Below are 11,395 nucleotides of genomic sequence, written 5' to 3'. Positions count from 1 at the left end.
AAGTCCTAGTCAGATATTGGGAGAATATACGGCTGAGGCAGCAACCTAAAGGGTGATGCACTTCAGAGTTGAATGCAGGTTTAGATAACCGAGGCTAATACCGTAAATTTCAAAGTTAAACTTTTGAATATCTGGTTCTGAAACTACATACCGGCTATCAAGGATTGCAAACTCCTGCATTGATACAGACTCCACTGCTACAGAGATAGGCTTCCTTTCCTTTGTAAAATTAAACACAGCCAGATTGAGATTTTTACTGAATCCAGTACCATAAATAAATTTATTCACAGTAATATGAAAACTAAAGGATCTCTTAAAGCTATAGGGGTTTTCCACATAATTAACATAAGGCAAAAGCCGCTCTCACAACTGTGCTAAGGAGTAATCACCAATGTCCTCTAGCTCTGCCCCCAGTAAGAAATTATACCTCTCCGTTGTATCCACTACTTTGAGTTTTTCACCAAAATATTTAAGGCGGAATGGATAGTGCCTGTGCGATCCGGACATAATATTATAAGAGGTATGAGCATCACCGATACTGCGCACGAGGCGCATCATCTCAACCTCTACCTGAGACTCGTTAATAGCTGGCAAATGCACTATTAATTGATTAACTTCAGAATCAAACTCCTTTTCATTAATATTCACAAAGGGATTGATATGTTTCTCTTTTATCAAGGTTTGTAGCTGAGTGATATCCTCCGCCCACAAAGCACTTTCTTTTGGATCAAGTGCATAGTTTTTGCTTGCGAAAACAAATAAAACTATCCCAAGCAATGATTGGTAATTCATGGGCAATTCCTGCTGAAATAAGAGGGAGAAACTCCAAACTGGTTGTGAAATGCACGGCGAAAACTATCGTAACTAGTAAACCCCACGAGAAGTGCCACTCTCTCCAGTCTTAAAGATTTACAAGTGATCAGATCTCTTGCCCGGTTAAGGCGTAACTGATTTAAGTAGTGGCTGGGAGTACTATTCAGATGCCGCTTGAACAAACGAGTTAACTGGCGCTCACTGAGTGAAGTTTTATCAGCCATATCTGTGACGGTAATGGACTTCTGGTAATTTTCAACCAACCATTCCAGCAGTGGGTTGAGACGCATACTATCGCTGGACTGTACCTGTAACAGGTCCGAATATTGGGATTGACCACCCCGGCGTTGTAAGTAGACCACTAGCTCCTTGGCAACGCTCGCAGCAATTGTATTGCCATAATCTCGGCGAATAATCTCCAAAGCAAGATCAACCCCCGATAAAACACCTGCAGAAGACCATACAAAATCACTTTCTATAAACAGTGAATTTTTTTCCACTTGATAATTGGCAGCCTGTCTAGACAATTGCTGACAATACCGCCAGTGAGTAGTTACCCTGTGGTGTTGATCAGGAAAAATTTTAGCCAACACAAAGGCTCCGGTGCAGATACTCAAAACCTTACTGGCACCTTCAGCAATCCCTCTTAAGGCGTTTAATTGCTTGGCATCCAATGCCAGTTTTCGCATCCCCGTTCCCCCGCAAATAACCAGGTAATCCACTTGGGGAGAATGATAAATATCAGTATCGATAGAAAGTGATTGCCCATACACTGTATTTACTTGTCCGACCGTTAGCCCTAACAAACTACATGAGTAAGCCTCGCTGACAAAACTATTGGCCTCCATAAATGCATCCAAAGGACCAAACAAGTCCAGAGCCTGGAAGCCATCGGCGATAAAAAATCCAATTTTTTTAGTCATTATTATTCCTCCTCGAACACATATTAACGACCCACCAACGTCGCCTTAGACACAATTACGACATATTAAGACATCTTACCCAGACGATGTATTCTGTGAATGAAGGAAATCGCTTTATTGAAATATAAAGTTGAATAAAAGAAGTAGAATCTGTCATCGAAGTGTCTGATATCTGACAAGACTGATCTTAATTAATGATAAACGCTCAACTAAGGGCTTCAATGTGACTGAGTGTAATGAAAAGATTATTAGTCAGCACTTTCTATGATCTAATTCATTAAGAGCAAACCCACAAACACTCTAGGAAACCACCCGAATGGAGGATAAAAACCTACAAATAAAATGAATCAACCACCCATTAGGCATTGCAAATCCAATTCTTGAAGCACCAAGACCGACTTGGCTTACAGCTACAGATGCCAATATAATTAAGCTATACTACTAAAAATTCTAGAGCGCAAACCCATTGAGCTCCATTAATAGATAGACAATACATGTATAGTTCATTCGCTCTCTTCGCTCTGCTCTCAACCGCCACCTCACAAAATACCTGCACCGATGGTATTGCGCTAGCCAAAGGAGTAGCTGCAATCTTTGGGGAATATCCCTGGTATAGCCACCATGAAAAGGATTATGTGATACGTAATTACCCCAAAATGTATCTTGTGGTTCCCAAGAAACTCAATGAATCGCTGAAAGCTGGTGGTATACCGAAGGCAACCATCAATAAAGAAAACTGCCAAGTGATCAATGTTTATCTGGCCCGGTAAGAACACAGTATCCCAGCTAAATTATATTCGGAAAAGAACAGCAGTGTAGGGATGATAATCCTCCCCTACTTTCTTGCTGGCGATACATCTGATGTACCGCTGTATCCCCTCCAACTTTACGGTATTTTATTTTTCTATCCGGCTATATCCTACAGGTCCTGCTTGGGGTACAAAACTTAAAGGCCAGATCTAGGCAATGTTACAACTCAGCCAGTGTATATACCGCTGTCAGACTGGCTCCGACCACCAGACAAAGCGGATAGATATTACCAAGAATGAAATATTTTAAAACTGTTAAGCCCCACCCCTGCTGATAGATACGCTTTTGCATTAACAACAGGTACACAGGTATCCACAAAGACAGCAGTACCAGTAGCCAATTGCACAGGGTCTCAATCCATCTATAGTTTTTCAACCAGTCTTGCGTATTTACTACCAGCGTAATTAATAACAAAACAAGACAAATAAACGCATGGCTGTGTAAAGCAACTATCAAGTGCTCCATATATAGGCGGCGTTTAAAGGGATTGATCAACCAAAGCATTAGAGCAAACAGCGGAATCATTAATAGCAGTGTAGAGGGCAGCGCACTGAGAAACGCCTTTTTAAAACGGTTCGGATTCTCGGTAACACTCTCAATATTCTTACTCGCCCGAGCCAGCTCAGAATTGATCCAGCTGTTCATCTGCTCCGGAAATATATCAATTTCTACTATCTCTTGATCCACTTCTGTAATTGCATCCTCCAAGCCTGCGCTGAAATGCGCTTTAGCCTTGCGCTCCTGCTCTTGTTTATCTTCCCTATCCTCCCCTGTACTCGCCTCACCGGAGGCTTTCTGTAATTCAACTACTCGGTTGGCTAAGAGCGCCTGAACCTCGCCCAGTTCAGCAGCGACCTCTGGATTAGTGACGCCCTGCTTTGCTTTCTCTACCTTAACCAGAGCATCACTCATTTTTTGCTCGGCAGTAGAAATTGCGTCTTCGTTACTAGACCCCAAGTCAGTTCCCGAGCTGAAGTTAATATTCCAGTCACTGCTTAAGCGAATCACAAAAAAACTGGTAACACAAAGAAAGATAAATAAGCGTACGGGACTGACATAACGTACACGACGCCCGGAAAAATACTCTGTAGTCAAAAAGCCGGGGCGCAACAATAGCGAGGGCAGGGTTCGCCAGATGCGTGAATCCAATGCGAGCAAGGTATCAAATAAATCGCCAATTACATTCGAAAAATGTCGGACCATTCCTTTGATTGGTTGCCCACAAACGTAGCAATGCGGTCCCAGTAACGTTGTCTTACAGTTTGCACAATGGGCTTCATGAGCTCCATTCACGCCTGCCGTTTCAGAGACACTCATAATTTCCCCTCTTAACATCTCTTCAAGACCTCAGCAGATATCACTATTCATGTTTTTTATAGCTATTCTGCTTTCTACTTATTTATTCAACACTTTCTATGGCGTGCAGAAAACACTGGCAATTTTTTACCCTGAACAAGACAAATGGTCTAATTCATAAATCCCCAAATAACAAAACGCGCTCAAGTGAGCGCGTTTTGTATATTTTCAGGAAAAGACTTTCGCTTCTTTTACCTTCAACTGTCCTGCAAAAAGCGCGCAATTGTTCGCAAACCATGGCCTTTGGCACCTGTAGCCCAGAGGTCATTGGCGGCGGGCTGGTAGGAGCCTGAGAGGTCCATATGCACCCAGTTGTTACCCTCTTCCGGAACAAAACGTGCCAGAAAGGCCGCTGCAGTGGAGGCTCCGGGGCTGCCTTCTATTCCGATATTGGAGATATCCGCAAAGCTCGAAGGCGTTTGCTCCAGATGGAAGCGCTCCAGCGGCAGGCGCCAGGCCTTTTCACTTTCCCGAGCGGCAGCATCCAATACCTTCTGCGCCACTTCATCCTCAAAGCTGAATACCGAATTAAAGTCGCGGCCTACGGCCATTTTTGCAGCACCCGTCAAAGTGGCAGCATCCAACAACCAGCGAGGCTTATCTTCACCCGCGGCAAGCAGGCCATCAGCCAATACCAGACGCCCCTCCGCATCAGTATTTAACACTTCAACCGTCACACCGTTTTTATATTCGATAATATCGCCCAGCTTAAAAGCGTGACCGGAGACGAGGTTTTCCGCGCAACAAAGATACAGTTTTACCCTTTTTTGCAAGCCTCGGGCGATCGCCAGCGCAAGGCCGCCAGTTACCATGGCGGCGCCACCCATATCGGATTTCATCGTGGCCATATTGTTGGAGGGTTTAATGCTGTAACCGCCGGAGTCAAAGGTAATGCCCTTGCCCACCAGGCAGGTATCCACCGGAGCATCAGCCTTGCCAGTGGGGTTGTAATCCAGCTGCAACATCACCGGCTCACGCACACTGCCGCGGCCTACATTATGAATCCCGACAAATCCCTCTTGCAGAAGCTCATCTCCGGCGATAATACGGAAGCTCACAGCCTGAGGCGCAATCTTTTGCAACATGCCCGCAGCACTTTCCGCGAGTACTCTGGGCGGGACATCCTCTGGAGTGCCATTGGTAATCTCGCGAACCCAACGCGCGGCGCGCTCGCGTGCGGCCAGTTCTTGTTGCTCTTTGGCGTCCTCCGTACCCCAATCGATTGTTTTACTAACACGCGGATTGAAATAACCGGCCCAAAAAGCCCAGCGGCGTTCTATATCCCAGCCCTCACCGCTGAGCGCCACTTCAGTAACCCCCATGCCATCGAGGCGACGCGCCCCTCTCTGTGCGGCGAACAGGGCGGCACCTTTGGCTGCGCCAATATGGATATAGGCCTCGCTGCCGTTAAAGCTGAGTAGTGCAGCCTCTCCCCAGGGTTCCTCTGCCGTACCTTCAACCAAATGAACGCGCATTACCTTTGCCATACAACACCTTTTTTGAAACTTGTGTGCCAATTTTATTGGGATTCTTGCTGCATTCTAACAGTACATCAAAAATACTCGACGATTGCACCGCAACGAGTGCGACGGATAAACTGTCAGCAGGAAATAGAATAAACCTTCAGGAAAAAAAGATCTTAGGGAACGTTCATGGCCGAATCCTGCCACTATCACGCCAGTGCCGACGCATCCTGGCAGTGCCAGCCCTGTCAGCGCAAATACTGTAGCGAGTGTATCCCCGGTTCCCGTGCTAACTACCAGGGTCTCGGGCCCGAGTGCCCACTATGTCGCAACCCGGTGGAATATATCGGCGCCAGTAACGGTGCAAAACCATTCTGGCAAATGGGGCTTTTCTACTTTCTCTACGCACTGAAACCCGGCCCTCTGGTGATTATGGCACTGGCGGCCGGCGCCAGTTTACTGATCTCGGGCCTGGGGCTTTTAGCTATTGTGGCCCTGGTGGGTATTGTCGCCCTGGTGAGCCGCTACAACCTGTTGGTTATCGAGCGGCTGGCCAGTGGACAGTTAGAGGCTCCGGGGATCAGCGATGCCCTGGACGGCAACAGCGCACCACTGTTTTTAAAAGTCATCGCCATGACTTTGATCGCCGGTTTTGTCGGTTACAAACTATTTGCCCTCGGCATGGGTGTAGTACAAGTTTATGCCTTCGTACTGCTCCTGCTGGCGCCAGCGGCTATGATTGTCCTGGCGCTAGAGCACAGCCTGCGCGCGGCCATTAACCCACTCAAATTACTGCAATTTACATTGATCATCGGCTGGCCCTATTGGCTACTCTGGCTCACCACCACCGCAGTCTCCGCCGCGCCCAATCTGTTTATGGCCATCGCCGCGGAGAAGTTACCGCCCTGGCCCCTGGGCCCAGTGATCGCCGCCACCACCACGTATTTCTATATCGTTACCAGCGCCATGATGGGTTATATCTGCTTGTCGCGGCAGCAGAAACTGGGCATTCAGGCGGACCCGGATGACGATAACCTTTTTATGGAAGAAGAGGCGTTCAGCCGCGCACGGGCCTTGGCGGATGCACAAATATTAATGCGTGAATCCGATTTCCAAGCCGCGCGCCAAGCCCTGGTGGATGGGCTGCGCCGCAACCCAAACGACGAAGCCCTCAACGAGCGCTACTATCGTTTATTGTTGGCGACCCAGGACAAAAAAGCCCTGCGCGAACTCGGGCCGCATCTACTGGACAAGTTTGTACAACTCAACCGACCCCACAAAGCGGCGGAACTCTATCTCGCCACAGAGCCGGTACCTCCCATCACAAAGCCCGAAGTTCGCCACGCACTGGCCCAGATACTCTACCAACAGCACAAGTATCAACCGGCGGCACAGCTACTGAACAATCTGCACAAAGAAAATTATCCTCAACTGGATGCCGCCTATCTGCTGCTGGCACAGGTTTATATCGATGGGCTAAATCGCGAAGATCTGGCCAGGAAATTGTTGCAGTTCGTGCGACAAAAATTTCCCGACAGCCCCCTGCGCAGTCAAGTCGAGACACTCAGAAAAGTGTTAAATAGCAGCGAGGCCGCAAACTAAAGGTATGGGTAGCAGTACACACCCATAGCGCGCAGCTGAGCAGGGGGCTAAAGGCTCAGCGGGGATGCTCTATATCTCCGTGATCCACCAGCTCCCAGGGCAACCCCTTGTTGCGGTAGATTCTCTTATTTTTATTGGGATAGTCGGCCACATCGTGATCCAGGCGCTGCCCCACCACAATGCAGCGCAGGGTTTCATCGCCGGTATTTTCCATCACATGAGGCAAACCACCGGCCGGATAACCGACAAAGTCCCCCTCAGAAACCGCATAAGTCTCTTCGCCAATTTGCACTTGCCCCTGTCCTTGTAGGAGATACACACACTCATCCTCAAATTTGTGGCAGTGATATTCTGTGGACTCATACCCCGGTTCTATTTCAATAATATGAAAGCCAAAACCAGTTATCCCGGTCATATCACCCAGGGATTTATTGCGACGCACCGCATTGGGATTGAGGAAATGCACTTTGTGTTCGCCTTCCATTTCCAGAATTTCTTCTTTTTTTACAATCGATCGATTCATACCGCTCCCTTTCCAGTTAGACCTTATTGTTGTCGGTTAGCGTTAGCCTTTTAAAACCCAAGCCAATGGAAAACTGCTGCTTCTAGGGCTGCCCAGAGGTCTCCATAGCCCGAGTCAATTCCATCGTTTCCCGCGCGCGCGCCTCCTCGCCAATACGCCGGTAATAGTTGACCAGAGCCGTGCCCAGCTTCGGGATTAAAGGGTGCTGCACCTGCTGGGCAATCAGCCTGTTGAGCAGCTCATCCAGCCAGGACCAATGCTTAGCTTCGGCAGCGCGGCGCGCCATGAGCAAGCAGACCTTGGCTGTGAGGGCGCGGGGTTTTTGCGTGGCATTCAGATAACGCTGGTAACCAGCGGCGAGGATGCGCGTATCAATAGCCGGGTTGGCCCCCTGGGCGAACAGCGCCAAGTTGGCGCGGTGGAAGGCTTCGCTATCTGGGCTGATCGCCGTCAAATCGATATAACGCTGAATCAGCGGCAAGTTATCTGGATACTGGCGCACCGCTGCCGCAGCGGCCTCAGCGGCCTCAAGCAACTTGCCCTCCTCCTGGAATCGGTCGATACGGGTCAGCGCACTTTTCTGTGGCGAGGGGAGCTCTTCCTCCTCTTCCGGCATCGCCTGTACCGGTGGGCGCCAGTAGAGCAGCATCAGGGCCAGGACAAAACCAGCCAGCAAACCACCGGTGTGGGCCCAATAAGCAATGCCAGCATCTCCATAAAAATAACCGAATACCTCCTTACCCAGCCACAGGGGCAGTACCATCAACGCCGGCGCACTGAACTCACCAAACATAAATCCGACCGTGTAAAAAAAGCGCAGGCGACGCACCCCGTAAATGGCCACGAACATACCCATAATTGCCGATACAGCGCCAGAAGCACCGACCATCGGCACATGGCTGCCCGATTCCACCAGCATATGCAGCCCGGCCGCGGCCAAACCGCCGATCAGGTACAGGGTAATAAACCAGAGCCCGCCCAGAGCCAATTCCACCGACAGGCCAAACAGCAACAAAAACACCATATTGCCGATCAGGTGGTCCCAGCTGCCGTGTAAAAACATATGCCCAAACGCCCCCGAAATAGTGGGCTCTGCCGGGGTCAATCCCAGGGCCAAGCTGCTGACCTGATCGCGCAGTTCCGCGAAGTTCTGACGCTGCTGTAGCCATTCGGTCTGCCCTTCCAGCTCCAACTTGGGCAACAGCCACTGGTGAAATTCCGGGTTCCATAACAACTCCCGGTAAACAAATTCCTCTCCCTCCACATCCATCTGCAGACGCCACTCAGGATGTTCTTCATTGACGTAAATAAGGAAATGCTGCTCCTCCAATTCCGGCAGATCACTGGAAAAATAGTACTCTTCGGCCTTCTGCCAGCGGGCTTCATCGCCGCCTTGGTAGAACACAAACATCAGCAGATTGGCGAGAATCAGTGCAAAGCACATCAATGGCGGGCGACGCCAGTCCGGCTTGTTCTGAATGGGGATAATCAGCACGGGCATTTCCTTATTGATATTGCACGAGCGCCCGGTAGCAAAACCCAGCAATAAGAAATCAGATCGATAGGGCTGACACTCACGCCAGCCGCTTGAAAAATACTACGCCTATTTGCCGCAACTCAAGGCCCAACCACCCCCAGCGACCTTACTTCTTCATCGCGCGGGTAATTACCGCAGGCACATCCCAACTGCGCAGGTGCAGGTCCCGCTGAGGGAAAGGCACTTCGATACCCTTCTCGCGAAACTCGCGCAGCAGCTCCAGGTTATAGAGCGCATAAGAATCGCCCAGGGAGGTAACCATATTACTGTTCACCCACACCACCAGTTTAAAATTAAGCGCGTTATCGCCGAATGCCATCAGCCACACTTCGGTTTTACGCTTCCAGTCGGTGTGGGTGATATTGACCCGAGAGGCGGCCTCCAGTGCGGCCTCGCGGACCAGGTCGGGGTCTGAGGCGTAGGACACCCCAAAAGAAACATGAATGCGCCGCACCGGATCGTCCAGGGTATGGTTGATCACCCGCCCTGCGACAAACTCCGTATTCGGCACCAGAATATCCACATTGTCGCGGGTGGTAATGCGGGTCGAGCGCACATTGATGTCGCGGATACGCCCAAACACACCGGACTCCAGCTCCACCAGGTCCCCCACTTTGAGCGGACGCTCAAACAATAGAATTACCCCCGAGATAAAGTTGGAGAATATCGCCTGCAAGCCAAAGCCGATGCCCACAGACAGGGCACCGGCTACCAGCGCCAGCTTCGAAGTATCCAGGCCCAGCATGCTCAACACCACAATGAGGGCGGCACCAACATAGGTGTAGTGCAGCACTCTGCTCAGGTTGTACATGGAGGATTCACTGGCGTGCTCCCTGCGCACCAGCCGATGCAGGAAGGCTCGGGTCAGCACCGACAATAACCAGGCACACACCAACACAAAGACCATCTTGGCAATCAGGCGCAGGGTGATAGGATTTTGCGCAATGGTAAACAGTTGGTAATCGGCCAGGGTGCGCCAGCGTTTGTACACTTGGCGGCCGGTCAGAGATAAGCGCTCGCGCACGGTGGCCCACCAGCCCTGGCGCTCCCGGTAGACCTCCAGCTGGGCCTTTTCGTAGCGCTGGATATCCTGCTCCAGGTCGTTGGCCCGCGCCAGGCCACTGCCAATGCGCTCGAAATACGCCCACCAGCGGCTCAGGTCTGCATCTTCCGCCTCATCGCGCCAGGCCACCACTTGTCGCTGGCGAATCGCCAGTTCCCTCGATGTGCTCTCGATCACCACATTGGCGTTTTGCAGTAATTCGCGGCTCACCACCAGGGGGGACTCCTCATCCTGCGGATTCAGCACAAAGTTGATGGATTGCAGCAACTCGCTCTTGCGCTTGCCTAAGTGCTCCTCCAGCAGGTCCACCTCCAGCTGCATCAGCGTGAGGTCCTTTTTCATATTAATATCGGGATCGGTAGAGAGGTCTGTAGTACTCTGGATACTGGTGCGAGTGGCGGCGATACGCTCGATTTTCTTCTCTCTGTCGCCAATTGTTTTTTTCAACTTCTCGGCGTCTTCCTCACTGAACTGCAGGTCGTCGAGCATGCGCCGCAGCTTAGTTTCCGCTAGATCGATTTTCTCCTGCCAAGTACCGAGAAACCCGTTCACACTCTCCAGCTGTTCGATAATATTCAGGTGATTAATCTGCGCCAACAGCAGCGCCTGTGCCGCCGCATCCTCCTCACTGCCCTTGGCATCGCGCAACACAATGACTTGTTTGCGCAGTTGCGCCAGGGACTGGGAACGGCTGTCTCGCAACTGACGCGCCTCCAGTTGCACCCCACTCAGGCGGCGCTTCCCTCGACTGATCGCGGCATCGGCGCTGGCCCAGTCTAAAACGGTAGGATTTTCCGGAAACTTTACCTCCGGCATCAGCTCAACTTTTTGATACTCCTGGCGCTTTTTCCAGGTAACCGCCACCCCCTCCAAACTCTGGGTGATTTTTTCAGCCCCTTTTTGCAGCCCCTCCTCCTCTTCAGGCAAGTCCTTTTGCCATTCGCTCCAGCCCGTTTGCAGGGCCTGTAACCACTCCCTTCGCTGTTCCGGCGAGGCGCTGGTCCACGCGGTCCACCAATCGGCGCTGGGATCGGCAAAATCCGGCACCTCAGGCTGAAACTCCTTCGGTTTGGAGCCGGGTAACTGAGCCTGTGCCGTCAGGGAAAAAAGCGCGAGAAAAATTAGGCAGAGGACAAGGGGGAGTCGGCGAGAAAATCGATGCTCGGTGCGCGTCTTGTACTTGTATAAATAGGAATAACCACCAGCGCCCAGCATAAGTACATCTGTCCGTGAAGCAGCATCTGCAAGGGGGAGAGCCTGCCCCTAAGGGCTTATTTTTTGAGTGTAGCCGAGAGCGGCCATGCT

9 protein-coding genes are annotated in these 11,395 nt (G+C 50.7%); 2 read left to right on the top strand and 7 right to left on the bottom strand.

What is annotated here, in order from left to right; translation table 11 throughout:
• Positions 1-363: 363 nt before the first annotated feature.
• Both Q1A69_RS05670 and Q1A69_RS05665 read right to left on the bottom strand, forming a co-directional pair.
• Positions 364-792 carry a hypothetical protein gene (locus Q1A69_RS05670; RefSeq protein WP_299582393.1) on the bottom strand — a complete coding sequence of 143 codons (429 nt, stop codon included), beginning with the start codon at positions 790-792 and terminating at the stop codon, positions 364-366.
• The gene (locus tag Q1A69_RS05665) at positions 789-1,736 is read right to left on the bottom strand and encodes a helix-turn-helix domain-containing protein (RefSeq protein ID WP_299582390.1); all 948 of its coding nucleotides are present in this window, start codon (positions 1,734-1,736) and stop codon (positions 789-791) included. The genes Q1A69_RS05670 and Q1A69_RS05665 overlap by 4 nt, the downstream gene beginning before the upstream one ends.
• A 494-nt stretch (positions 1,737-2,230) precedes the next feature.
• On the opposite strand from Q1A69_RS05665, the gene Q1A69_RS05660 reads away from it, so the two are divergent.
• Positions 2,231-2,506, top strand: coding sequence for a hypothetical protein (locus Q1A69_RS05660; RefSeq protein WP_299582386.1), 276 nt, complete (start codon positions 2,231-2,233; stop codon positions 2,504-2,506).
• A gap of 199 nt (positions 2,507-2,705) precedes the next feature.
• On the opposite strand, the gene Q1A69_RS05655 is transcribed toward Q1A69_RS05660, so the two are convergent.
• On the bottom strand, positions 2,706-3,863 hold the full coding sequence (locus Q1A69_RS05655) for a DUF3667 domain-containing protein (RefSeq protein ID WP_299582383.1): 1,158 nt from the start codon (positions 3,861-3,863) through the stop codon (positions 2,706-2,708).
• 236 nt (positions 3,864-4,099) lie between these two features.
• Complete coding sequence (gene pepB / locus Q1A69_RS05650; RefSeq protein ID WP_299582380.1) at positions 4,100-5,389, bottom strand: aminopeptidase PepB; 1,290 nt, start codon at positions 5,387-5,389, stop codon at positions 4,100-4,102.
• 165 nt (positions 5,390-5,554) lie between these two features.
• Between pepB and Q1A69_RS05645 the strand changes: the two genes are divergently transcribed.
• Positions 5,555-6,967 (top strand): hypothetical protein, encoded by a 1,413-nt coding sequence (locus Q1A69_RS05645; RefSeq protein WP_299582377.1) that lies wholly within the window; start codon positions 5,555-5,557, stop codon positions 6,965-6,967.
• Positions 6,968-7,022: 55 nt separating this feature from the next.
• Here Q1A69_RS05645 and Q1A69_RS05640 read toward each other — a convergent pair whose 3' ends face one another.
• The 3 genes from Q1A69_RS05640 to Q1A69_RS05630 all read right to left on the bottom strand — a co-directional run bounded on the left by Q1A69_RS05640 (position 7,023) and on the right by Q1A69_RS05630 (position 11,305).
• Positions 7,023-7,490: a cupin domain-containing protein gene (locus Q1A69_RS05640; protein WP_299582374.1), complete on the bottom strand. Its 468-nt coding sequence runs from the start codon at positions 7,488-7,490 to the stop codon at positions 7,023-7,025.
• Positions 7,491-7,572: 82 nt separating this feature from the next.
• Entirely contained in the window at positions 7,573-8,985 is a 1,413-nt protein-coding gene (locus tag Q1A69_RS05635; protein ID WP_299582371.1) for a rhomboid family intramembrane serine protease, read from the bottom strand.
• Positions 8,986-9,133: 148 nt separating this feature from the next.
• Positions 9,134-11,305 (bottom strand): mechanosensitive ion channel domain-containing protein, encoded by a 2,172-nt coding sequence (locus Q1A69_RS05630; protein WP_299582368.1) that lies wholly within the window; start codon positions 11,303-11,305, stop codon positions 9,134-9,136.
• Positions 11,306-11,395 lie beyond the last annotated feature (90 nt).

It is taken from the genome of uncultured Microbulbifer sp. (genome assembly GCF_947498635.1).
Classification (GTDB): Bacteria; Pseudomonadota; Gammaproteobacteria; order Pseudomonadales; family Cellvibrionaceae; genus Microbulbifer; species Microbulbifer echini.
The sequence above is the reverse complement of the archived record's forward strand: the minus strand, read 5'-3'. Positions and strand labels throughout refer to the sequence as shown.

Excerpts from the sequence above, each read along its gene's own strand:
- pepB (WP_299582380.1), bottom strand. The coding sequence starts at position 5,389 with ATGGCAAAGGTAATGCGCGTTCATTTGGTTGAAGGTACGGCAGAGGAA.
- Q1A69_RS05660 (WP_299582386.1), top strand. The coding sequence starts at position 2,231 with ATGTATAGTTCATTCGCTCTCTTCGCTCTGCTCTCAACCGCCACCTCA.
- Q1A69_RS05655 (WP_299582383.1), bottom strand. The coding sequence starts at position 3,863 with ATGAGTGTCTCTGAAACGGCAGGCGTGAATGGAGCTCATGAAGCCCAT.
- Q1A69_RS05630 (WP_299582368.1), bottom strand. The coding sequence starts at position 11,305 with ATGCTGGGCGCTGGTGGTTATTCCTATTTATACAAGTACAAGACGCGC.
- Q1A69_RS05670 (WP_299582393.1), bottom strand. The coding sequence starts at position 792 with ATGAATTACCAATCATTGCTTGGGATAGTTTTATTTGTTTTCGCAAGC.
- Q1A69_RS05640 (WP_299582374.1), bottom strand. The coding sequence starts at position 7,490 with ATGAATCGATCGATTGTAAAAAAAGAAGAAATTCTGGAAATGGAAGGC.
- Q1A69_RS05665 (WP_299582390.1), bottom strand. The coding sequence starts at position 1,736 with ATGACTAAAAAAATTGGATTTTTTATCGCCGATGGCTTCCAGGCTCTG.
- Q1A69_RS05645 (WP_299582377.1), top strand. The coding sequence starts at position 5,555 with ATGGCCGAATCCTGCCACTATCACGCCAGTGCCGACGCATCCTGGCAG.